The following is a 23,031-nucleotide window of genomic DNA, read 5'->3' as shown; positions in this document are numbered from 1 at the left end:
CAGTTCCACGCGGCATGTAAATTGCCTGCCGGGTCTATCTTAGCCCGGCGAAGAAGTCCTTTTCGGGCAGATCGGCAGGGATCCTGGACTGGATCAGCGAGTAGTCCTCCCATGGCCAGACGCGGCGCTGCATCGCCGGTGACACGGCGAAGAAGAAGCCACCCGGGTCCACCTGGGTGCGGTGGGCGCGCAGGGCGTCGTCCCGGGCTTCAAAGAAGTCCCCGCAGTCGATCTGCGTGGTGGTGGGGTGGGTCGGCGCCGGCGGCGTGTGGCCTTCCGCGTCGGTCTCAAGCCAGGCGGCGAGCCTTTCGGCGTAGGGCGACTGGAGCCCGGACTCCTCCAGCGCGTAGTGCAGGGCGCGGAAGCGTTCGGGGCTGAAGGCGCGGTCGTAGTAGAGCTTGCTGGGCGCCCAGGCCTCGCCGGTTCCCGGGTACCGGGCCGGATCGCCGGCCGCCTCGAAGGCCTCGACCGCGACGCGGTGCGCCATGATGTGGTCCGGGTGCGGATACCCGCCGTTTTCGTCGTAGCTGAGGATCACCTGCGGCCTGAACGTCCGGACCAGCCGGACCAGGGGCGCAGCCGCCCGCTCCAGCGGCAGCGTCGCGAAAGAGCCCGCCGGCAGCGGCGGCAGCGGATCGCCTTCCGGCAGCCCCGAATCGACGAAGCCGAGCCAGCGCTGGCTGACGCCGAGGACCCCGGCGGCGCGGTCCATCTCGAGCCGCCGGGCCCCGGCCATGTCGCGTTTGGGGTGCGGCTGGTCCTCCATGGAGGGGTTTTGGATGTCACCGCGGGAGCCGTCGGTGCAGGTCGCCACCAGGACGTCGACGCCGGCCGCAGCGTACATCGCCATCGTGGCGGCGCCCTTGCTGGACTCGTCGTCGGGATGGGCGTGGACGGCCAGCAGCCGAAGCGGCGCGGACGGGCTGGGAGACGCTGTCATCGTGGGACGGCTCCTCTTTCTACGGGTTTTCGTGCGCGGGACTGCTGATGCGGGACTTCGACTGCGGAACTGCGACTGCGGGACTTCGAATGCGAAACTACTGCTGCGGGTCTTCTGGCGGGAAGCTGCGGGTCTTCTGGCGGGAATACGGGCCGCATCGGCTGCGCGGACAATGCCCGTCCCGATCCAGCCTAAACTGGACTGGTGACTTCCAAGGATCAGCCTGCCGCGCCCGCGCCGGCATCTACCAGCCTAGCCAATCGCTACGGCGGCCAAAAGCGCGCCCTGGGCGGCAGCGCCAGGCGGGCCATCCTGGTTGCCGCCCTCGCGCTGGGAATCGGGTTCATGGCCTGGATCTCGACCTCGAATGCCACGGAGAGCATCACCTTTAAGGACATCGGCTATAGCACTCCGGACGCCACCGTGACAGAGATTGATTTCCAGGTCACCAAGGAACCGGCAACGGATGCCAGATGCGCCGTCAAGGCGCTGGATGCCAAGTTCGCGGTGGTCGGCTGGAAAGTCGTGGACATCGCCCCCAATGCCACCGACGCCGGCTCCGACGGCGGCCGCACCACAGCCCACCGGGCGCTGGTCCGCACGGAATCCCAGGCCGTTTCCGGCGTCGTCGACAGTTGCTGGCTTCCCGACCCCGCCGAGTAGCCCCGCCGCCCCGACCCCGACGCCGACAAGGGTTGCCGCAGTGGCGGGCACCACGGTGTGATCCACACCGCAGGGTTCTTTGGTATATCCACAGGATTGACTACAATGGATCAATACCTTTCCCCCGCCGAGCTGGTTGCTGAGTCCCAAAAGTGGCCGCTGTGGCGGGGTCTTTGCTTGTTTGACCATAAGGAGAAGTCCGTGTCTACCACCAACAGCGCAACTGCAGCTTGGCTCACCCAGGAAGCTTTTGACCGCCTGAAGGCAGAGCTGGACCACCTCTCCGGCCCCGGCCGGGCGGAAATCGTTCAGAAGATCGAAGCGGCCCGCCAGGAAGGCGACCTCAAGGAGAACGGCGGCTACCACGCGGCCAAGGAGGAGCAGGGCAAGATCGAGGCCCGGATCCGCCAGCTGACCGCGCTGCTCCGGGACGCGCATGTGGGCGAATCCCCGGCTGATGACGGCATCGTCGAGCCCGGGATGCTCGTCGTTGCCAGGATCGCCGGCGAGCAGGAGACCTTCCTGCTCGGGTCCCGTGAAATCGCCGGCGACTCAGACCTCGATGTCTTCAGTGAGAAGTCCCCCCTGGGTGCGGCCATCGTCGGCCACCAGCAGGGCGACAAGCTCAGCTACACCGCCCCGAACGGCAAGGTCATCCCGGTGGAGATCATCTCCGCCAAGCCGTACGCCGGCTGACAACCGCCGCGGCCGGTCCCACCAGAAAGTCCCTGCCACGGCGGGGACTTTCTGCTTTCCCCGGCCCTCGCGGTCATTTTTGTTGGTTCGTCGGGGGTCAGACGGAGCCTGGACCTCTTCGGGCCGGGGGACATGCCCATTCTTCACACCCGGGACCGGGCACAATGACACTATGTCCACCCGCTGGCCCCGGCGCGGGGCATGTCCCTTTGGGGCGGTGTCCAGTCCAGCGGGACATGCCCATTCTTCGCACCCGGGACCGGGCATAATGACACTATGTCCACCCGCTGCCCCCGGCGCGGGGCATGTCCCAGAGCCCGGCCACCGCGCCCGGACCCCCGACGAACTGAAGAAAATGCCCACCAGCCGGCGGGTCGGCGTCGTTGTGCTACCGCCTGCTGAGCTGCGTTCCGGCGCGCCGGCTGCTCAGGAGCAGGGCGGCCAGGACGCCCCCGATGGCGCCGCCGAGGTGCGCCTGCCAGGAAACGAAGCTCGCCACGGACGGCAGGATGCCGAAGAGGATGCCTCCGTAGCTTAGGAACAGCACGACGGACAGCAGAATCTGCCACCAGTTCCGGTTAAAAAAGCCGCGCACCAGCAGGAACGCGAACAGTCCGAAGACCAGGCCGGACGCCCCCACGGTGATGTTGAAGCCGCCGATCAGCCATACCATCACCCCGGATCCCAGCCAGCTCGAGGCCAGAGCCGTGGCGAACACCCGCCGGCCGGACAGGAACACGAGGAAGCCGAAGATGATCAGCGGCAGCGTGTTGGAGAAGAGGTGCGCCAGATTGGCGTGCAGCAGCGGAAACGTCAGGATGTCCAGAATCCCGTCGAGCCGCCGCGGCCGCAGCCCGAAGGTCCCGTTAAGGGTATGCAGCATCAGGGTATTGATGATTTCGATCAGATACAGCAGCAGCACGAACGAGCCCACCACCAGCAGGCCCTTCCGGGCACGCCCCGCGGTCGTTTCGCCGGACGAGGGCCTGCCGCTGCGCGTGGAGTAAAGCATCATGGACCCTAGTGAACCACGATCGGCTGGAAGCCTTCGGCCCGGAGTGCCGCGAGGACCTGCTCGCAGTGCTCGTGGCCCTTGGTTTCCAGGTTCACCGTGATGGAGACGTCGCCCATGCTGATGGACCCGCCCACCCGGGTGTGGTCGAGACCGGTGACGTTGGCGTCGTTCTCGGCGATGATCCGGGCGATCGTGGCCAGCGAACCGGGACGGTCGTCCAGCATCATCCGCACGGTCATGTAGCGGCCGGCGGCGGAGAGCCCGCGCTGGATGACCTTGAGCATCAGCATCGGGTCGATGTTGCCGCCGGAGAGGACCACGGCGACGGTTCCGGGACGCTCGATCTTGCCTTCCATCAGCGCAGCGATGCCCACGGCGCCGGCGGGCTCCACCACCATCTTGGCGCGTTCCAGCAGAAAGATCAGCGCGCGGGCCAGGGCGTCCTCGCTGACGGTGACGACGTCGTCGACCAGTTCGCGGATGATACTGAAGGGCAGTTGGCCGGGCCGGCCGACGGCAATGCCGTCGGCCATGGTGGAGACGCGTTTGAGCGGGACCAGCGCATCCGCGGCGAGCGACGGCGGGTAGGCGGCTGCGTTTTCGGCCTGGACCCCGATGATCCGGATCTCACGGCCGAGTTCCTTGGCCCTGGCCTTGACGGCCACGGCCACGCCGGCGAGCAGCCCGCCGCCGCCGACGCCCATCAGGATGGTGTCCACGTCGGGGATCTGTTCGAGGATTTCGAGGCCCACCGTGCCCTGGCCGGCAACGACGTCGACGTCGTCGAAGGGGTGGACGAAGACGGCGCCGGTCTCATCGGCGTAGCGCTTCGCCTCGGCGAGGGCCTCGTCCACGTTATGGCCGTGCAGCACCACTTCAGCCCCGTGGCTTCGGGTGGCCGCGAGCTTGGGCAGGGCAACACCGAGGGGCATGTAGATCCGGGCCTTGATGCCGAGACTCTTCGCCGCGACCGCGACGCCCTGGGCGTGGTTGCCGGCAGAGGCCGCGACGACGCCGCGCTTCTTTTCCGCCGGGGAAAGTTTAGCCATCCGCACATAGGCGCCGCGGACCTTGAAGGAGCCGGCGCGCTGCAGGTTCTCGCACTTGAGGTAGACCTCGGCGCCCACCATGGTCCCGAGGGCCCGGGAGGATTCGACCGGCGTCCGGGTAATGATCCCGTCGAGCAGCTTCTGCGCCGCCAGGACATCGTCCAGCGTGACGGGCAGGCTCTCAAGGTTGTTCACGAACTAGTCTCCTTCTCGGATCAGGCTTTGGCCCGGATGGTACGTCAGGCCTCGGTGTCCCGTCCGGCATCGCCGCCCGGGGCACCGCGGTGCTGTGCGGCGCCATCGCCGCGGCCGGGGGCTTGACCCGGCAGGCGGACGTCCCGCACTGTGTTGTCTGTACCGGCTACCGGGGCAAGGACGGCCTGAAGACCCGCGGCCGCCAGCACCTCATCATGTTCCCACGTTCTGCCGGCAATGTAGCGAATCGACGAGTTTGCTACGGCCAGGATCGGCACGGAGAAGAGGGCCCCAGGGATACCGGCGAGGTAGGAGCCGGCCGCGACGGACAGGATCACGGCGACGGGATGCAGGGACACGGCCTTGCCCATCACGAGCGGCTGCAGGATGTGGCTCTCGAACTGCTGCACCAGCAGCACGATCCCCAGCATGATCAGGGCATTGACCGGGCCGTTGGCCACGAGGGCCAGCAGAACGGCAACAGCGCCGGTGACGAGAGCGCCGACGATCGGGATGAAGGAGCCCAGGAACACCAGGACGCCCAGCGGCAGTGCCAGCGGAACACCAATGATGGCGGCACCGGCACCGATCCCGATGGCGTCCACGAAGGCCACGAACATCTGGATCCGCGCGTAGCTGACCATCGAGGTCCACCCCTTGCGGCCGGCCCCGTACGCGGCGGCACGGGCCTTCCGGGGCAGCAGGCGGACGATGAACGCCCAGATCCGGTCGCCTTCGAGCAGGAAGAAGATCAGGACGAACAACGCCAGGACCAGGCCGGCGGCGAAGTGTCCTGCGGTGCTGCCGAAGTTCAGCGCCCCGCTCAGGATGCTGCTGCTGTTGGTCTGCAGCGCCGCGGAGGCTTCCTTGATGTACTGGTCGATCTGGGCCGCCGTCAGGTGCAGCGGGCCCTCGGAGAGCCAGGCCTGGACCTGCTGGACTCCGGCGAGCGCCTCTGTCCACAGTTCGCCGAATCCGGTCGCAAGCTGCCGGCCCACGAGTGTCAGCGCGCCGGCGATGACTCCGAGGAACCCGAGGACGGTGACCGCGACGGAGAGGCCCCTGGGCACCCGGTGCCGTGTCAGCCAGCGCGTAACGGGGCTGAGCAGGCCCGCCAGCAGGGCTGCCACCATGACCGGGATAATCAGGAAGCTCACCCTGCCGAGCAGCCAGATCAGCGCACCGGCTACCAGCAGGATGAGGCCGATCCGCCAGGCCCAGGAGGCCGCCATCCGCACGCCGTAGGGAATGTCCTGGTCCAGCTCACTGTCCGTGAGTGCCCGGCGGGGAACCTGGGCCGTATCTGCAAGGCGTTGCGGGGCGGCGTCGTCAGCTGGCGTCATAGCCCTATGATTCACCAGCGGCGCCTGGATGTGAAACCCCTGATCCAGGGAAGCGCTGATCCAGGGAAGCGCTGATTCCCCAGGTCATGGTGAACCGCTCCCCCGGGTCCAGCCAGCGCAGGCCGTCGCCGCTGTTGAAGGCGTTGGCCGGCCCGGTCATGGGCTCGATCGCCACCGCCTTGGGCCGGCCCGGGAAGTTTGCGGTCACGAAGACATGGACGTAGCCGCAGGCCGCGTCCTGCCACAGGGTCACGCTCCGCCCGTCCGGGGCGCGGAGCGTGTGCCGGGCGAGGCCGCCGTCGAACTCCAGGTCCGTGAAGGCGGAGTCGAGGTCCAGACCGGCTACGGGCCGGCCGGCGCGCAGGTCGAAGTCGCCGCCCACAGGTTCGGTACCGCGCGGGATCAGGCGGTCATCCGTCACGAGCCGGGTCCGGGCGCGGACCGTCACGGCGAGTTCCTCGCTCGGCACGTCGCCCAGCCGGAGGTAGGGATGGGCGCCAAGGACGAACGGCGCCGGCTCCTGCGAGTCGTTGATGAGCGTCTGCCGGACCACCAGGCCGAGGTCGTCGGCCAGTTCATAGCGCACCCGGTGGCGCAGCAGGAACGGGTAGCCGTGCTGCGGGAAAACCGCCGCTTCCAGTGTCACGGAAAATTCGGACTCGTCCACGAGGTCGTAGGAGGAATTGCGCAGCAGCCCGTGGCTGGCGTTGTTGTTCGCGACCTCGGTGATGTCCAGCTGCTGCTTCTTGCCGTTGAGGTGCCAGACGCCGTCTTCCACCCGGTTGGCCCACGGCGCCAGCGTGATCCCGGTGGCGCCCGGCGGGATCTCCTCGTCACCGTAGCTTTCGGTCAGCTGCGTGCCGCCGCGGCTGTACAGCCGGAGGCCGGCGGCCAGTCCGGTGACGACGGCGAGCGCGTCGCCGCGCCGCAGCTCGTACTGCCGGCCTGAGGCGTAGCGCCGCGGGGAGCCTCCGAGGGCGGCAGCGCGGAGGCCGCCCGGGCCGCTGTGGCTGCCGGGGGCCCCGCTTTCAGCGGCGTGAGGGGAGGATGAGTTTGTCAGGTCCATGGCACCACCGTACCGAGCCGCACACCGAGCCGTATACCTTGGAGCCATGACCAGCACGAAGGACCTTGCGGCCCGCTTCGAATCCGTCTTCGGCGCGGCGCCCGACGGCGTGTGGCGGGCACCCGGCCGCGTCAACCTCATGGGCGAGCACACGGACTACAACGAAGGTTTCGTGCTGCCCTTCGCCATTGACAGGGCCGCCCGGGTGGCGGTCCGCGTCCGGCCGGACTCCACGCTGCGGCTGCTGTCCACCTTCGGCAACCAGGGACTGACGACGGCGGACGCCGGCGCCTTGGAGCGCGCTGCGGCGCGCGGCTGGACCAAGTACCCACTGGGCGTCCTGTGGGCCCTGCAGCAGCGCGGAGTCCGCATCCCCGGGTTGGACCTGCTGCTGGACTCCGATGTCCCCCGGGGCGCCGGGCTGTCCTCCTCCCACGCCATCGAGTGCGCCGTCATCTCCGCGCTCAACGAGCTCACTGCTGCGGGGCTCGGCGCCGAGGACATGGTCCTGGCCACGCAGAGCGCGGAAAACGACTTCGTCGGATCCCCCACGGGCATCATGGACCAGTCAGCGTCCCTGCGCGGCGCGGCGGGCCACGCAATCTTCCTCGACTGCCGGGACCAGTCCCTCCGCCTGGTGCCGTTCGACGCCGAAAGCGCCGGGCTGGTCATGCTCGTGATCGACACCAGGGTGTCGCACTCCCATGCCGGCGGCGGCTACGCCTCCCGGCGCGCATCCTGCGAACTGGGCGCCGGGGCGCTGGGGGTCCAGGCCCTGCGCGACGTCCGGCCCGCGGATCTGGGGGACGCCAGCGCCCTGCTGGATCCCGTGACGTTCCGCCGTGTGCGGCATGTGGTCACGGAGAATGACCGCGTGCTGCAGGCCGTAGAGCTCCTCGGCAGCGCAGGTCCGACGGCGATCGGCCCGCTGCTCGATGCCAGCCACGCCTCAATGCGGGACGACTTTGACATCTCCTGCCCCGAGCTGGACCTTGCGGTGGAGACCGCGCGCTCCGCCGGCGCGATCGGCGCCCGGATGACCGGGGGCGGTTTCGGCGGCTCGGCGATTGCGCTCACCCCGGTGGACGCGGAGCAGCGGGTCCGGGCCGCCGTCGAACGCGCCTTCGCCCGGGCAGGGTACGCCGCACCGGACATCTTCGGCGTGCGCCCGGCGGCGGGTGCCGTCCGCGTGGCATGACCGGGGCGTAGGCTGGGCGCATGCCCGACGCCGTGATCGTTTCCACTGCCAGAAGCCCCATCGGGCGCGCCTTCAAGGGCACGCTGAAAGACGAGCGGCCCGACGACCTGGCCGCCGCGATGGTGACCGCGGCCCTGGCCAGGATCCCGTCCTTCGACGCTGCGGACCCCACCGGCCGCGGCCTGGATGACCTCTATCTTGGCTGTGCCGAGCCAAGCGGGGAAGCCGGCTCCAACATGGCCCGCGTGGTGACCATCCTGGCCGGACTGGACAACGTCCCCGGCGCCACCATCAACCGTTTCTGTGCCTCCAGCCTGCAGACCCTCCGGATGGCGTTCCACGCGGTCAAGGCCGGCGAGGGGCACGCGTTCGTCTCCGCCGGGGTGGAGGCAGTGTCCCGCTACCGCGACTGGGCCGGGGCCGGGGAAACCGGCGCCGGCACCCACAATCCGCTCTTCGACGCCGCCCGGCAACGCACCGCAGCCCGGGCCGCCGCCAACACGCCGTGGACCGACCCCCGGCTGGGCGGGCGGATACCGGACATCTACCTTTCCATGGGCCAGACGGCCGAGAATGTCGCCACGAGCTACGGCATCAGCCGGGCGGACCAGGACGCCTGGGCGGTGCTGAGCCAGAACCGGGCCGAAGCGGCCATCGCCGCGGGCTTCTACGCCCGGGAAATCACGCCCTACACCCGCAAGGACGGCACCGTGGTGGACCGGGACGATTCTCCCCGGGCGGGCGTCACGTTCGAGTCCGTCAGCGCCTTGCAGCCCGTCTTCCGCGGCGCGGGCACGGTCACCGCCGGCAACGCCTGCCCGCTGAACGACGGCGCCGCCGCCGTCGTCGTGATGAGCGATGTGCGGGCCCGCGAACTCGGGCTGGAACCGCTCGCACGGATTGTCTCCACCGGCGTCAGTGCCCTGTCCCCCGAGCTCATGGGCATGGGCCCGGTCGAGGCGACCCGGCGGGCGCTGTCGCTTGCCGGCCTGGGCATCGGGGACATCGACCTCGTGGAGCTCAACGAGGCCTTCGCCGTCCAGGTGGTCGCGAGCGCCAGGGAACTCGGGATCGATCACCACAAGCTCAATATCCACGGCGGTGCCATCGCTCTGGGCCACCCGTTCGGCATGACCGGCGCCCGGATGGCCACCACCCTGCTGAACGGGCTCCGGGAACGGGACGCGAACCTGGGCCTTGCCACCCTGTGCGTCGGCGGCGGGCAGGGCATGGCGGTGGTGCTGGAGCGGCTGAGCTGAGCCTGGTTCCTCCCCGGCGCGGACGAGTCCGCGGGTGGGCCGGTGTAGCGCGGATGATTCCGTGGGCCGGTCAAGCTCGGGCCGGTGCAGCGCGGGACGGTCAAGCGCAAACCGGACAAAAGCAGAGAGGGCCCCGCCGTCTCGGGGGCCCTCTCTGTCTGTGGCTAGCGGTTACCCGCGGTTGTTAGTCGTTGCCGCGGAGAATTGAGAGCAGACGGATGATCTCCACATAGAGCCAGACCAGCGTCACCGTCAGGCCGAAGGCTGCGGTCCAGGCGAAGCGCTGCGGGGCGCCGTTGCGGACGCCGGCTTCGATGCTGGTGAAGTCCATGATCAGCGAGAACGCGGCCAGGCCGATCGCCAGCACGCCGATGAAGACGCCCAGCGGGATGCCGAAGATTTCGACGCTGGTGCTCAGGCCGAAGGGGGATTTAACAGCGCCGGTCCACACCATGACCATGTTGACGAGCGCGAAGACGGCGTAGCCGATCATGGCGATCATAAAGAAACGCATGGCCTTCGGGGTGGCCCGGACCTTGCCGCTCCTGAAGAGCACCAGAGTCACGGCGAACACGGACAGGGTGCCTATCACAGCCTGCAGGCCGACGCCCGGGAACATTCCGTCGAGGATCCGGGTCAGGCCGCCGAGGAAAAGGCCCTCAAGTGCGGCGTAGGCCAGGATGAGCGCCGGTGAGGGCTGCTTCTTGAAGGTGTTGACGAGGGCGAGCGCGAAGCCGCCCAGCGCGCCGACGATCATCAGCAGATTGGCCAGGCCGGGCGCCACCACGAGGGTAACGGCCGCACCGGCGATCACGGCGCCAAGGCAGACCGCGGTCTTGACGATGACGTCGTCGTAGGTCATGCGTCCCGTGTCGGCAGGGCCGGCGGCGGGTCGGTTGTACATGTCCTGGAGCTGGTCCTGGGCCATGCCATGCCGGGTTGCGTTCCAGCCGGTCTGGGCGTCCATGACCGGGCCCGGCCGGGCCTGGCCGTAGGCCTGCGGGGCAGGCGGTGCCTGGGTTGCTCCACGGAAATTCTTTCCGTTGAAGACTGGGTTTCCGCCAAGTGCCATTACTGGTGTCCTCCAAATAAAGGGGGTGGATGATGTTCCGGTGGTGAACTGCGGGCGATTGCCTACATCCCACGCTACCAATTTCCACGGTTGACCGGCAGTGTTAGTTCCCGGGAAGGACCTGCCGCAACCCAACCGTGATCTGCCCGCTGCCCTTTTCCCGGGGGCAGCCCCTTGCGCAGGGCGAATGTTTAGGCATACTCGGAATCAACAAAAGTTTTCTTTAGCGCTGGTAAAATGTGCCGGACGCAGGGCTTCACGGTTGTTATCCGATCGCGACGTTCTGCCTGCTCGCGACGGCATTCTTTGCTCTGAACGGGCTGTAACATTGGCCAAGCAGGGTGACGGATATCACAAGCTGTACCGCTCCAACCGCATCGCATGACGCACCACCCCTCGTCACCCTGACTGTTCGCAGCGGTTGCAAAGGCGCAACCCACACCACCCCCCTGTGGAGGTTTTCATTTTGAGAAGTACACCGAGAGGCCTGTCGCTGAGACGGCGCGGCAGACTGCTGAAAGCTGTGGGGGCTGTTTTCGCCGCCGTGGCAGCGCTACTGCTGATCGTCGCCCCGGCATCAGCGGCCACGACCCCCTCGCCGGCACCATCCCCGTCGGCAACCACGTTCCAGAACAGCATCAGCGGTTTCCTGCGCGGCGATGACCGTGCGCCGATCGCTGACGTCACCATCTCCGCCACAAGCGGTGACTTCACGGGAACCGCCAAGTCGGGTGCCAACGGCGCCTGGACCATCGGCGTCCCCACCCAGGGCACCTATGAGGTCAAGCTGGATGATTCCACGCTTCCGGATGGCATCAAGCTCGCCGACGGCCAGGAAAACCCCCGCAAGGTCACCTTCAGCCAGACCTCCAACCTCTCCGTGATCTTCGCCTTCGGCGAGGGCATCGTAGTGCAGCAACAGGATTTCGGCCAAAACCTGATCAACCGCCTTGTCGCGGGCCTGAGCTTCGGGCTGCTGCTCGCCCTCGCATCGGTGGGCCTTTCGCTGATCTTCGGCACCACGGGCCTGACCAACTTCGCCCATGGTGAAATGGTCACCCTCGGCGCTGTCCTGGTCTTCGCCTTCAACGCCATGAATCTGCCGTTCTGGCTGGCGATCGTGCTTGCCCTGCTCGGCGGCGGACTCTTCGGCTACGCCCAGGACGCCGGCCTGTGGAAGCCGCTGCGCCGCCGCGGCACCGGCCTGGTTCCGATGATGATCGTCAGCATCGGCCTCGCCCTGGCCGTCCGCTACGTGATCCAGTTCTTCTTCGGCGGCGCCACACAACAGCTGCCGTTCGCCCAGAGCGCGGAAATCCAGATCGGCCCGGTCTCCATCTCCCCCAACAACCTCTGGTCCCTCGTAATCAGCGCCGTCGTTATCGCCATCCTTGGTGTTGTCCTGCTCAAAACCAGGCTCGGCAAAGCCACCCGCGCGGTGGCCGACAACCCGGCCCTGGCAGCGGCCTCCGGCATCGACGTCGACTCAGTCATCCGGATCGTCTGGGTCACCGGCGGCATGCTGGCCTCCCTCGGCGGCATCCTCTGGGCCTACTACCGGCCCGGTGTCACCTTCGACATGGGTTCGCAGATCCTGCTGCTCATCTTCGCCGGCGTCACCCTGGGTGGTCTCGGCACGGTCTGGGGCGCCCTGCTCGGATCCATCATCGTCGGCATCTTCGTGGAGCTGACCACCGTGTTCGGCCTCGCGGCCGACCTCAAATACGTGGGAGCACTGTTCATCATGATTATTGTCCTCTTGATCCGGCCCCAGGGTATCCTGGGCCGTCGCGAGCGCGTGGGTTAGGAGACAGCCATGGACTTCGGATTCATTTTTTCAAGCGCTGCAGGCGAACTGTTCAGCCCGACGACGGCGGCCTACGCCCTCGCCGCGCTCGGCCTTGCGGTTCACTTCGGTTACGCCGGCCTGCTCAACTTCGGCCAGGCCGGCTTCATGGCGGTGGGTGCCTACGGCTTCGCCATCTCCACTCTGACCTTCGGCGCCCCGTTCTTCGTGGGGCTGCTGATCGCGGTGGTCGCCTCGGCCATCTTCGCCCTGCTCCTGGGTATTCCAACCCTCCGGCTGCGCGCCGATTACCTGGCCATCGTGACGATCGCCGCGGCGGAAATCGTCCGCTACATCGTCACCACCAACCAGCTGACCGCCGTGACCGGCTCGGCCAACGGCCTTGCCGCCTTCGAAGGCGGGTTCTATGCCATGAACCCCTTCCCCGAGGGCTCCTACCTGGGCATGAACAACAGGGACTTCTTCATCCGCGTCGTCGCCTGGATCGTCGTCATCATCTGCTGCACCCTGGTGTGGCTCCTGATGCGCAGCCCGTGGGGCCGTGTCCTCAAGGGCATCCGCGAGGACGAAAACGCTGTCCGCTCCCTGGGCAAGAACGTGTACGCCTACAAGATGCAGGCCCTCATCATCGGCGGTGTGCTCGGCGCGCTGGCGGGCATGGTCTTTACGCTCCCCCGCGGCGCGGTCCAGCCGGCCAACTACGGCACGGAGCTGACGTTCTTTCTCTACACCTGCCTGCTGCTCGGCGGCCTCGGCACGGTGCTGGGGCCCGTCGTCGGCGCCATGATCTTCTGGGTGGTGCTGTCCCTCACACAGGGCGTCCTGTATGGCCTGATCGAATCCGGCGCCGTGACCTGGCTGAACACAGTCCAGGCCGGCCAGCTGCGGTACATCCTCGTGGGTATCGCGCTGATGCTGCTGATGATCTTCCGGCCCCAGGGCGTCTTCGGCAACAAGAAGGAGCTGGCGTTCGCATGAGCACGCAGAGCGAAGAATTCGGCAATACAGGCACCACAAGCAGCACTGAGACAATTGACTACATGACGGATACGCGTCCGATTGCCGCCGGGGAGATAGCGCCCGGCTGCAAGAAACGCGATCCGATCGTGGTGGCGGAGAACGTCACCCGCAGCTTCGGCGGCATCAACGCCGTCGACGTCGAATACCTTGAAATTCCGCGGCACAAGATCACGGCGCTTATCGGCCCCAACGGCGCCGGCAAGACCACCCTGTTCAACCTGCTAACCGGCTTCGACACGCCCAACTCGGGCAAGTGGCAGTTCGAAGGCAACAGCATTGCCGGCGTCTCCTCGTACAAGGTTGCCCGCATGGGCATGGTCCGCACGTTCCAGCTGACCAAGGTCATGGGCAAGCTCACCGTCATGGAGAACATGCGCCTCGGCGCCTCCGAACAGTCCGGCGAACGGCTCTCCAAGGCCCTGTTCAAGGGAATCTGGGGCGGCCAGGAAAAAAGGATCACCGAAGAAGCCAACGTGCTGCTGGAGAAGTTCAAGCTCGATGCCAAGAAGGACGACTACGCCGCGTCTCTCTCCGGCGGCCAGCGCAAGCTGCTGGAGATGGCCCGTTCGCTTATGGTGCGGCCCAAGCTGGTCATGCTGGACGAGCCGATGGCCGGTGTGAACCCGGCCCTGACGCAGTCCCTGCTGGACCACATCAAGAACCTCAAGGCCGAGGGCATGACCGTATTGTTCGTCGAACACGACATGCACATGGTCCGTCACATCGCCGACTGGGTGGTGGTGATGGCGGAAGGCAAGATCGTGGCCGAGGGACCGCCCGCCGAGGTGATGAAGAACCCGGCCGTGATTGACGCCTATCTGGGCGCCCACCACGACGTGGACCTGGGCGACGCGGAGGGCATCAAGGAGCTCGCCGCCGAACTCGAGGCCGACGAGGACTCGATCGTCGGCACCGACAACGCCGGCCTCATCGCCGCCGACGTCATCGCGGCCGAGGCGGCTGCGCCGGAGACCAACGGGACGACGCATGGCAGGCGCAGCGCCGACGAGCCCAACCGCACAGAGAAGGACACAGAATGAGCGCCACCAGCGCGGCCCCCGCCGCCAAGCCCGTCCATGATGAGGACTCGGTCGTCAAGGTCACTGATCTGGTGGCCGGCTACATCCCCGGCGTCAACATCCTCAACGGCTGCAGCATCGAGGCCCGAAAGGGTGAGCTGATCGGCATCATCGGCCCCAACGGCGCCGGCAAGTCGACGCTGCTGAAGGCGATGTTCGGGCTGGTCAAGGTCCACTCGGGTTCCGTTGTGGTCCGTGGCCAGGACATCACAGGGCTCAAGGCCAACAAGCTGGTCAGCAGGGGCGTGGGCTTCGTTCCGCAGAACAACAATGTGTTCGCGGCCCTGACCATCGAGGAAAACATGCAGATGGGCATGTTCCAGCGGCCCAAGGATTTCGCCGAGCGCTTCGACTTCGTCACGGGCCTGTTCCCGGAACTTGGCAAGCGGCGTGCCCAGCGGGCCGGTTCACTCTCCGGCGGCGAGCGCCAGATGGTGGCCATGGGCCGGGCCCTGATGATGGATCCGGCCGTGCTGCTACTCGATGAGCCGTCGGCGGGCCTCTCCCCGGTCAAACAGGATGAGACCTTCCTCCGGGTCCACGAGATCAACCGGGCCGGCGTCTCCGTGATCATGGTGGAGCAGAACGCACGCCGCTGCCTGCAGATCTGTGACCGGGGCTACGTGCTGGACCAGGGCAAGGACGCCTACACCGGCACCGGCCGTGAGCTCATGAAGGATCCCAAGGTCATCCAGCTGTACCTGGGCACCCTGGCCGACACGGTCGAGTAGCCGTTCGGGCCGTATCCCCAGCAGGAGGGCCGTCACCAGCCGGTGGCGGCCCTTTTGCGTGCCCGGCATGCTTCCAGTCGGTGTTCTTGCCCACCGGGCCCCCACAGATCGACGACGGCGTCACGCGGCGCAGGGTTATGGGCGGGCACACAGCGGGTTGAGGCGGGTTTCCGCCGTCGGACACTCCTCGGCACACCAAAAGACTGCTGTGCGTGACGGGCGGGCCCGCCGTGACATCCATCGGCAATGCCCCCGCACGCAAAAAACCCCCGTCCGGAGCGGACGGGGGTTTCTTGTGGCTAGGGAAGGGCGGCTTTACAGCTTGCCGAATTCTTCCTTGGACGCCTTATAGGTGTTGTCATCCTGGAACTCGTAGATGCCGACGTAGGCTTCCGTGGGGTCCCCGGCGTCGGAGAACGTTACGGGGCCGGACTGGCCGTCGTAGTCGATGTCCTTGCCGTTGCGGAGCAGGGTAACGCAGGACGGGAAGGTGTTGCACTTCTCGCCGACTTCGGAGACCGCCTTGAGCTGCTTGGCGATGTCCACACCCTTGGTGCTCTTGGCAGCCTCGGAGGCCAGTGCGATCAGGTTCACGGCGTCGTAGGACTCGCCGGAGTAGCTGTAGTCCTTCAGCGCGGGATCGATCGCCAGCAGCTTCTTCTTGAAGTCATCCTTGGCGAAGGTGCCCGGGATGGTGCCCTGGGCGCCCTTCAGGGTTCCTGCCGTGAAGTCCTTGCTGTAATCGGACATGTTGCCGTCCACGAGGAAGAGCTGCGTGGGCTTGATGCCCTTGCCCGTCATCAGCGGAACGATACTCTTGGCCTGGTCGAAGGTGATCAGGGCGATGGCATCCGGCTTGGCCGCGATGACCTTGTCAACCTGGCTGCTGAACTGGGAATCACCTTCGTTGAAGAGTTCCTCTGCGACAACCTTGCCGCCTGCTGCCTCAAACGCCGACTTCACGTTCTTTGCAAGGCCGGTTCCGTAGGCGTCGTTCAGGACGATCATGCCAACGGTCTGGGCGCCACAGGTAGCCATGTAGTTTCCGAGGACCTTGCCCTGAAGAACGTCCGAGGGTGCGGTGCGCCAGTAGAGGCCCTTGTCGTCCCAGGCGGTAAAGTCCGGCGAGGTGTTGGCCGGGGAGAACTGGATGACGCCGGCGCCGGTGATCTGGCTGATAACGGTCTTGGAGACGCCCGATGAGGCGGCACCCACGATTGCGCTGACACCTGAGCCAAGCAGTGCCGTGGTGGACTGGGTGGCGATATCGGTCTTGGTGTCACCGGAGTCACGGTGCGTGACCTCAACAGGTTTGCCCAACACGCCGCCGGCATCATTGACTTCCTTGATGCCAAGGTTGACACCCGCGATTTCGGGCGGGCCGAGGAAGGCAAGCGACCCGGTGGTCGGCAGAAGCGAGCCGATCTTCAGAGCGGTGGGGGTGGTTGTGGTGGCGGCCGGGACAGGACCGGCGTTGCCTGCGGCCTGGGTGCTGGCTCCGGCGCCGGCGCCGGGGGCCGGGCAGGCGATGCCCGCTGCCTTGACGGAAGCGGATCCTGTCGACGTCGGGGTGGACGTGCCACCACAAGCCGTAGCCAGAAGGGCGACGCCGATGCCAAGCGCTGTCAGCTTAGCGATGCGGGGCGCCACCTGGGGGAATGAAGTCATTTACAATCTCCTCGATCTAAAGGTGCGAACGGCCTTTGATGCGAATGATCAGGTGTTCCTGAGTTATCTTCAAACTATTGCAAATCCACCCCGAACGTAAGTGACTACGGTCACATCCTTATAACAGTCGTTGCATAGAGGAAATCTAGTCGGCGCGGTTAGGGGCTGACGACGGCGCCTGCCCGCGCGGCCAGGACCCGTCGGTGTCGGGCTGGACAGGTGGCGGGCTCGACAACAGGCAGAGCCCGCCGGCGATCAAGTTGTGAAAGTGCTTCACGCCGGTGACGTGCTGGCGCACGTTGTGTTCTGCTCTCCGGGTGCGGACCTCCTGGCTGCGGATGGATGATTCACCGACCAGCCCTGTCAGGGCACGATTGTTGGGGTTCCGGCCGGCTCCAGTGCGCAGGATCGCGGCGGTGCCATCGGCTGACCGGCCCCAGTTTGCAGCGAACAGGCGGGGCGGTGGTCGGACTGGATGAACCGCGGCGTGGTGGGCCGGACGTGCCGGATTGGCGTGCATGTCGAGTGCGAGGCGCAGCCGAGCCGCTGGGGCGGGGGCTTCGGCGGGTGTCTGCGGGACGTGGCCGTGTACGGACACAGGTCCATACTCTGGTGCTGCCGCAGAACAGAGTAAAGGCCCCCGGTTCCCCTGGTGCCAAGGGAATCGGGGGCCTCTCCTCATGTGCAGTGAGGTGTGGCACTTCATTGAGTCATGTTCGCTCCGAAGCCTCTCACTTGGCGCCGGAGCTGTCTGTCGCAACCTCGGCATTGGGGGTCCTGGCGTAGTCGGTGCTGACCTGGTACGCGTGCTGGTCGAGTATCAGTGCCTGCTGGTTGATGTCCCTCAGCTGGGCGTCGGAGAGCTTTTCCGCCTTGACAAGATCCAAGGTCTCCTGCCTGTCGCCGCCCACGGCCGTCACTTTCACCAGACCCGTGCCTGCCGAATAGAACTTCTGCTGGTGGCCTACCGCCGGTTCGGCCGGATTGTGCTCGTCAATAACCAGCACATCGTCGTAGCACCCGGTGGGGACACACACCCGCTGATTCTCCTGAACCGCGCCCCCGCAGTCCAGGAAATTCACCGCAGGGGCGTGAGCCTGCACGTAGCTCGGCGTGCCGGTCCGGGGCTCGGCCTGCATCGCTATCCCCGCCTGGGCTCCAGAGATGCCACTAAGAAAAGTGGCGGGTGCGCCGGTGAATTCGCCGTTTTCGAACTCTTCCGGATACTCCCCGAAGAGCCAGACGGCTCCCTTATCCGTCTGGGCGAAAAAAGCCAATTCGGATTCCACCAGCTCTCCATCGGCGTAGTCGCGGTCCCACATAACCTGGGTTTTGACGCCGTCTATCACCTTGGTAAGTCCGGTCACAGAGTGGGTCACGGTGCGCGCCGTAGTGCCTTCCGCGTCGATCACCGTGCCCGTCGTCGTGTACTGCATGCCCGGCGTCAGCGGAAACCACTTGTTGTCTATCGTCGGTGACGCCGGGAAGGCGCTGCGGTCGAAGGTGAGGGCGGTCCCTGGCCCGCAGAGCCCTGCGAGCACCGGCGCCACTGTGGGCGTGGGCGTTGGCGTTGGCGATGGCGATGGCGAGCCCGTGTCCGTGGCCGGTGTGGAAGTGGCCGGGGCCGCGTTTGGTGCGGTACAGGACGCCACCGTGGACATTGTCAGACCCAGTATGAGAGCGGAACCCAGCGCGTTTAGTCGTTCGTGTGAGCGGAACATCTAAGTGGCCTTTCGCTGTTGGAATGTTGTGGCTTCCAGCGGCTGACCCGGCAACGTTATGGAGCCGATCTGCAGGGCTACGCTGGCGAACCGCGCCTCTGCCGAGCTGAACGAAATCACTCGAACGGCACGCGGATTGCGATCTCACGGGGTGATCACCGGGGAAAGGATATGAAGGTGGGTTCAGCCTCCTCCCCTCAACATGAGACCGCTGCCAATTCCGGACCGACTTAGCCTGAATGATGGCCTTCTTTAGGCCGTTTGAGAAGCCCGCGGCCGCGAAAGTTTGGCCAGAGCCGGACCCTATCGGCCTGACGGGCCGCCGGCCCGTCCAAATTGAGAAGCCGACAAGGGTATGGCCGTCACGGAATCCGTGACGGCCATTGGTGCCCCAGGTGGGACTCGAACCCACAACACGCGGATTTTAAGTCCGCTGCCTCTGCCAATTGGGCTACTGGGGCGCCCGGTCCATGCTATCCCGTCACGCTGCCCCGTCCGCCACAACCGGCGGCGTGCCAAACGGCCCGGCGTAGCGGAAGGTCCCGCTCACGCCGCCGGGCCAGACGGCCAGCGGAAGCAGCTGGAAGTGGGTTCCCCAGGCAGGGTCAGGGGCCTCGACGCCGAGCGAGGTGGACGCCACGAAACCGAAGCGCGCGTAGTACTCCGGACTGCCCAGCAGCCCGATCCCCCGCTCCCGCGCGGCGTTGGCCCGGCCAATCATTTCCTTCATCAGCGCGGATCCAATGCCGTGGCGCTGCAGCCGCGGCACCACTCCGAGGGGGCCGAGCCCCAACAGCGCCAGCTCGCCCGCCCAGCCGCGGGTGCTGATCACGTGCCCGACGATCTCGCCGTCGAGTTCCGCCACGAGGCTGAGCCCGGGCAGGTAGTCCCCGCACTCGAAAAGCCGGGCGAGGAGCTCGACCTCCTCCGGCTGGCCCTCGACGGGCAGTCCAGTGACCGGTGAGACAGCGAAGGCCGCGGCGGTCAGGGCCAGGATGGCGGGCCGGTCTGCGGGCTGTTCGTTGCGCAGCACGAGCTCCGGTGCCGGCGTGTGCCCGCCACTGGCGCCTACCAGTTCGTGCAGCACTTCCAGCGCGCGGTCGGCATCAACCACGGGAACCAGCAGGTGGTCGTGGTGAAAGCCGGCCAGGACGTTGCAGCTGATCCTGGCTTCGGTCAGGGCGCCGCTGACCGCAGCGGTCAGGCCCACCGCCTCGAGGGAGGAGTGCGCTTGGAGGGTGATCCAGGCCCCGACAAAGTCATAGGACAGCCCCAGGCTGTCCGCTTCGGTCCGCGGCAGCACGACAGTGAGCCCCTCGGCCTCACGGACGGCGGCTTCGATGGCTCCGGCCAGGGGTCTGCCGGCCGGCCACACGACATAGACGAATTCGCCGTCGCGGAGCTCGGGGCGCATACTGGCCAGCAGAGTGTGGAGGTCCTTTTCAGCTGTCATGGAGTCAGTCTATTCGCGGACCCGACGCCGGGCGTCCGGCTTCCCGGGAACGACGACGGCGGCCGCGCCCCTGAAAAGGGGAACGGCCGCCGTCGAATACTGTTGCGGACTACTTGGAGTCGGCCGGGACAGCTTCTTTGGTCTCAGCCCTGTCAGCCTCAGCGGCCGGCCTCGGAGCCGGAGTGGCGGCCGGAACCGCGGCCGGCTTCGGAGCCGGCGTTGCGGCGGCGACGAACGCGCCGCGCGGGTTGTCCAGGTCGATCAGCTGGGTGGTGTCGCGTCCCAGGAAAAGGGCCCAGAACCAGCCGGATACAACGCGGATCTTCCGCTCGAAAGTGGGCATGGCCAGGCCGTGGTAGCCGCGGTGCGCGAGCCAGGCAAGGGGACCCTTGAGGCCGATGCGGCCGATCAGGCTGATGTTGGCCACCCCCTTCCATTCGCCGAAGCCTGCTACGGCGCCCAGGTTTTTGTGCTTGTAGTCCTTGAGCGGCTTGTCCCAGCGGGAGGCCCACAGATTCTTGGCGAGGCGCTTGGCCTGGCGCAGGGCATGCTGGGCGTTCGGGACGCAGGTACCGTCCGGCAGGCCGCTGCCCGAGAGATCCGGTACGGCCGCAATGTCTCCGGCGGCCCAGGCGTTCTCGACGATGCCTTCGTCCCCGGCGATGCGCAGGTCCGGGAGGACCCGGACCCGTCCGCGGGGCTCGAGCGGGAAGTCGGTGGAGCGGATCATCGGGTTGGCCTGCACACCGGCGGTCCAGACCAGCGTGTCCGCCTCGAATTCCTGCGCCGGGGTCTTGTCAGGCAGGTTGATCAGCTTCAGGGAACCTTCGGCGTTGTCCAGCGAGGTGTTGAGCAGAACCTCGATGCCGCGGCTGCGGAGGTGCTCCACCACCCATTCGGCCTGCGCAGCGGTGACCTCTGGCATGATCCGGCCCATGGCCTCGACCAGGACGAAGCGGACTTCCTCCTGCTGGATGCGCGGGTTCTTCTTGACCGCGGCCCGGGCCAGGTCTTCCATCTCAGTGATGCACTCGATGCCGGCGAAGCCGCCGCCGACGACGACGAATGTCAAGGCGCGGGCGCGGGCCACCGGGTCCACCATGAGCGAGCCGGCTTCAATCCGCTCGAGGACACCGTTGCGCAGGGCGACGGCTTCCTCAATGGTCTTGAGGCCGATGCCCTTGTCCGCGAGTCCCTTGATCGGGAAGGTGCGGGTGATCGCGCCGGCGGCCACCACGACGTCGAAATACGGAACTTCAAAGTTCTCGCCGCCGTCGGCCGGGGCAACCACGGCCGTGCGGTTGGCGTGGTCGATCGAGGTAACGCGGCCCTGGATGAGTTCCGTCTGCGTGAGGTGCTTGCGGTGCGATACGACGGCGTGGCGCGCCTCGATGTTGCCGCCGGCAACTTCGGGAAGGAAGGGCTGGTACGTCATGTAGGGCAGGGGATCCACGACGGTGACGATGCCGCCGGCGTTCGCGATCTTCTTCTGCAGTTTGAGGGCCACGTACAGGCCGACGTACCCGCCGCCGACGACGAGTACCCTGGGACGGTCCTGGAGCTGGGGTGAGGATGCCATTCCCCAAGAATACCGTAGTTTGTGAAAAACTTCACTAACTAGGGTTTGCCGTCCGGGTCCACCGCATCCAGGACTCCTGTTTCGGGCCCACCGGGGCCGTCCGGACCCCCCGTCGGCGGCGTCCGGCCGGCCCGTCGAAGCTGGAAACCGGCAGTCCCCAGGATGCCCAGGAACAGCCCGCCGAAACCCAGGACGACCATCGCCGGGACGGCGCTGTCCAGCTGCGAGGGCGGCTCTGCCTCCGGCACGGTGGCCTCCGGCAGCGCCGGCGCGGCACTGGACGGGGTGGCCGCGGGTGCGGCCGGCCGCGTCGCCAGGTTTCCGCGCCGGTGGACCCTGACCCAGTCCGAAATCGAGCCCAGCGGGTTGGCCTTGGTGTCCGGGACATCGGCCTTGAGGGCTGCCTCGGCGTTGAGTATCCCGAAGCCGTACAGTGGGTCCTTCCCCGGCGCCCCGGCGTCCCTTGTGGTGCTGACAATCCGGTTGATGACCTGGCTCGCCGTCATCTCCGGCCATTTGGATCGGATCAGGGCGGCAACGCCGGCGACGATCGGCGTGGCGCCCGAGGTGCCGGCCCATTCGGCGTAGCCGCCGGCGGGCATGCCCCCGATGAGGTTTTCCGCGGGGGCCGCCACGCCGATGCTGATGCCCTGGGAGGACGAGTCGATGCTGGCAGCCCCCTTGCGGTCCAGCCCGGCGACGGTCAGCACACCGGGAATGGTGGCCGGCGCCCCGACCTGCACATTGCCGCCCACCCGGTTTCCCGCGGCGGCGACAATCACCACGTCCTTCTGTTCGGCGTACAGGAAGGCCGCGTCCCAGCTTTGCGGCCACTCCGGGGAGGTGCTGCCGAGCGAGATGTTGATGACGCGGGCACCGTTGTCCACGGCCCAGCGGACCGCCTGCGGAATCTGGTCCTGATCGCTCTTGCCGCCGGGGTTGGCCGATCCGAGCCAGGTGGAGACGGACAGCAGTTGGGCCTCCGGCGCCACGCCTACGATCCCGTCCGGGCCGACGGCGGGACCGGGGGTGGCGCTGGGGGTGGCACTGGCGCCGGGACTGGCGGTAGGACTGGGGCTGGGGGGCTGGTGGCCGCGGCCGGCAAGCATCGTGGCCACCAGAGTCCCGTGCTCGGGTCTGGCGCCGATGCTTTTCTGGCCGTCCGGGCTGCCGGCTCCCGAGATGTCGACTCCCCCGGCCATCACACCGGCCAGGTCCGGGTGTTTGCCGTCCACTCCGCTGTCGATCACGGCGACCTTGACATTGGCTCCCTTGGAGACTTCCCAGGCCTTGGTGATGCCATACTCGGCGAGCCAGTATTCCTTGTCGCGCCAGCCGTCCGCGTGGGCGGCGGGGGCAGCAGTCAGCGCTGCCGAAAGGCTGCCTGCAGCCAGGGCTAAGGCCATCATCGCGGAGGCGGTCCGGCGGGGCCGGGCTGTTGCTCTGGTCATTCGGGTCCTATCGGCGGTATGGCTGG

20 protein-coding genes and 1 tRNA gene are annotated in these 23,031 nt (G+C 67.0%); 8 read left to right on the top strand and 13 right to left on the bottom strand.

Features of this window, described 5'->3' with window-relative positions:
• Positions 1 to 34 precede the first annotated feature (34 nt).
• Positions 35 to 940: a mycothiol conjugate amidase Mca gene (mca, locus tag AC50X6_RS06685; RefSeq protein ID WP_494965458.1), complete on the bottom strand. Its 906-nt coding sequence runs from the start codon at positions 938 to 940 to the stop codon at positions 35 to 37.
• Between the two features lie 204 nt (positions 941 to 1,144).
• Here mca and AC50X6_RS06680 point away from each other — a divergent pair, with 204 nt between their 5' ends.
• A complete protein-coding gene (locus AC50X6_RS06680) occupies positions 1,145 to 1,603 on the top strand; it encodes a DUF4307 domain-containing protein (protein ID WP_494965457.1) in 459 nt (152 codons plus the stop codon).
• A gap of 201 nt (positions 1,604 to 1,804) precedes the next feature.
• On the top strand, positions 1,805 to 2,299 hold the full coding sequence (greA, locus tag AC50X6_RS06675; protein ID WP_326968214.1) for a transcription elongation factor GreA: 495 nt from the start codon (positions 1,805 to 1,807) through the stop codon (positions 2,297 to 2,299).
• A 388-nt stretch (positions 2,300 to 2,687) separates the two neighbouring features.
• Here the strand turns inward: greA and AC50X6_RS06670 are convergent, their stop codons facing one another.
• The 4 genes from AC50X6_RS06670 to AC50X6_RS06655 are packed head-to-tail and all read right to left on the bottom strand — an operon-like array spanning position 2,688 to position 6,967.
• Positions 2,688 to 3,311 (bottom strand): rhomboid family intramembrane serine protease, encoded by a 624-nt coding sequence (locus tag AC50X6_RS06670; RefSeq protein ID WP_494965565.1) that lies wholly within the window; start codon positions 3,309 to 3,311, stop codon positions 2,688 to 2,690.
• Between the two features lie 8 nt (positions 3,312 to 3,319).
• Positions 3,320 to 4,558, bottom strand: coding sequence for a threonine ammonia-lyase (gene ilvA, locus AC50X6_RS06665; RefSeq protein WP_326968213.1), 1,239 nt, complete (start codon positions 4,556 to 4,558; stop codon positions 3,320 to 3,322).
• Between the two features lie 44 nt (positions 4,559 to 4,602).
• Positions 4,603 to 5,901, bottom strand: a complete 1,299-nt coding sequence (locus AC50X6_RS06660) for an AI-2E family transporter (RefSeq protein ID WP_494965456.1) — start codon at positions 5,899 to 5,901, stop codon at positions 4,603 to 4,605.
• Between the two features lie 4 nt (positions 5,902 to 5,905).
• On the bottom strand, positions 5,906 to 6,967 hold the full coding sequence (locus tag AC50X6_RS06655; protein ID WP_494965455.1) for an aldose 1-epimerase family protein: 1,062 nt from the start codon (positions 6,965 to 6,967) through the stop codon (positions 5,906 to 5,908).
• A gap of 46 nt (positions 6,968 to 7,013) precedes the next feature.
• Between AC50X6_RS06655 and galK the strand changes: the two genes are divergently transcribed.
• Positions 7,014 to 8,165 carry a galactokinase gene (galK, locus tag AC50X6_RS06650; protein ID WP_494965454.1) on the top strand — a complete coding sequence of 384 codons (1,152 nt, stop codon included), beginning with the start codon at positions 7,014 to 7,016 and terminating at the stop codon, positions 8,163 to 8,165.
• A gap of 20 nt (positions 8,166 to 8,185) precedes the next feature.
• Positions 8,186 to 9,424: an acetyl-CoA C-acetyltransferase gene (locus tag AC50X6_RS06645; protein ID WP_494965453.1), complete on the top strand. Its 1,239-nt coding sequence runs from the start codon at positions 8,186 to 8,188 to the stop codon at positions 9,422 to 9,424.
• Between the two features lie 184 nt (positions 9,425 to 9,608).
• Here the strand turns inward: AC50X6_RS06645 and AC50X6_RS06640 are convergent, their stop codons facing one another.
• A complete protein-coding gene (locus tag AC50X6_RS06640) occupies positions 9,609 to 10,496 on the bottom strand; it encodes a Bax inhibitor-1/YccA family protein (RefSeq protein ID WP_494965452.1) in 888 nt (295 codons plus the stop codon).
• 523 nt (positions 10,497 to 11,019) lie between these two features.
• On the opposite strand from AC50X6_RS06640, the gene AC50X6_RS06635 reads away from it, so the two are divergent.
• From AC50X6_RS06635 to AC50X6_RS06620, 4 genes are read left to right on the top strand one after another with little or no spacing between them, the layout of a single operon-like run.
• Complete coding sequence (locus AC50X6_RS06635; protein ID WP_494965451.1) at positions 11,020 to 12,303, top strand: branched-chain amino acid ABC transporter permease; 1,284 nt, start codon at positions 11,020 to 11,022, stop codon at positions 12,301 to 12,303.
• Between the two features lie 9 nt (positions 12,304 to 12,312).
• Positions 12,313 to 13,281, top strand: coding sequence for a branched-chain amino acid ABC transporter permease (locus tag AC50X6_RS06630; RefSeq protein ID WP_494965450.1), 969 nt, complete (start codon positions 12,313 to 12,315; stop codon positions 13,279 to 13,281).
• Positions 13,278 to 14,363, top strand: a complete 1,086-nt coding sequence (locus tag AC50X6_RS06625; protein WP_494965449.1) for an ABC transporter ATP-binding protein — start codon at positions 13,278 to 13,280, stop codon at positions 14,361 to 14,363. Before AC50X6_RS06630 ends, AC50X6_RS06625 begins: the two co-directional genes overlap by 4 nt.
• Positions 14,360 to 15,133 (top strand): ABC transporter ATP-binding protein, encoded by a 774-nt coding sequence (locus tag AC50X6_RS06620; protein WP_326968204.1) that lies wholly within the window; start codon positions 14,360 to 14,362, stop codon positions 15,131 to 15,133. Before AC50X6_RS06625 ends, AC50X6_RS06620 begins: the two co-directional genes overlap by 4 nt.
• Positions 15,134 to 15,448: 315 nt before the next feature.
• On the opposite strand, the gene AC50X6_RS06615 is transcribed toward AC50X6_RS06620, so the two are convergent.
• The 7 genes from AC50X6_RS06615 to AC50X6_RS06585 all read right to left on the bottom strand — a co-directional run bounded on the left by AC50X6_RS06615 (position 15,449) and on the right by AC50X6_RS06585 (position 23,005).
• Positions 15,449 to 16,801 carry an ABC transporter substrate-binding protein gene (locus AC50X6_RS06615; RefSeq protein WP_494965448.1) on the bottom strand — a complete coding sequence of 451 codons (1,353 nt, stop codon included), beginning with the start codon at positions 16,799 to 16,801 and terminating at the stop codon, positions 15,449 to 15,451.
• A gap of 145 nt (positions 16,802 to 16,946) precedes the next feature.
• Complete coding sequence (locus tag AC50X6_RS06610) at positions 16,947 to 17,483, bottom strand: MmyB family transcriptional regulator (RefSeq protein ID WP_494965564.1); 537 nt, start codon at positions 17,481 to 17,483, stop codon at positions 16,947 to 16,949.
• Between the two features lie 49 nt (positions 17,484 to 17,532).
• Complete coding sequence (locus AC50X6_RS06605) at positions 17,533 to 18,342, bottom strand: hypothetical protein (protein WP_494965447.1); 810 nt, start codon at positions 18,340 to 18,342, stop codon at positions 17,533 to 17,535.
• Positions 18,343 to 18,906: 564 nt separating this feature from the next.
• Positions 18,907 to 18,983 (bottom strand) — tRNA-Leu (locus AC50X6_RS06600).
• Positions 18,984 to 19,003: 20 nt separating this feature from the next.
• A complete protein-coding gene (locus tag AC50X6_RS06595) occupies positions 19,004 to 19,975 on the bottom strand; it encodes an N-acetyltransferase (RefSeq protein WP_494965446.1) in 972 nt (323 codons plus the stop codon).
• A 109-nt stretch (positions 19,976 to 20,084) separates the two neighbouring features.
• Complete coding sequence (locus tag AC50X6_RS06590) at positions 20,085 to 21,554, bottom strand: NAD(P)/FAD-dependent oxidoreductase (protein ID WP_494965445.1); 1,470 nt, start codon at positions 21,552 to 21,554, stop codon at positions 20,085 to 20,087.
• A gap of 38 nt (positions 21,555 to 21,592) precedes the next feature.
• Entirely contained in the window at positions 21,593 to 23,005 is a 1,413-nt protein-coding gene (locus AC50X6_RS06585; protein WP_494965444.1) for a S8 family serine peptidase, read from the bottom strand.
• Between the last annotated feature and the right edge of the window lie 26 nt (positions 23,006 to 23,031).

The organism is Pseudarthrobacter sp. HLT1-7 (assembly GCF_059383435.1).
Note: the sequence above shows the minus strand (reverse complement) of the source record. Positions and strands in the feature narration are given on the sequence as shown.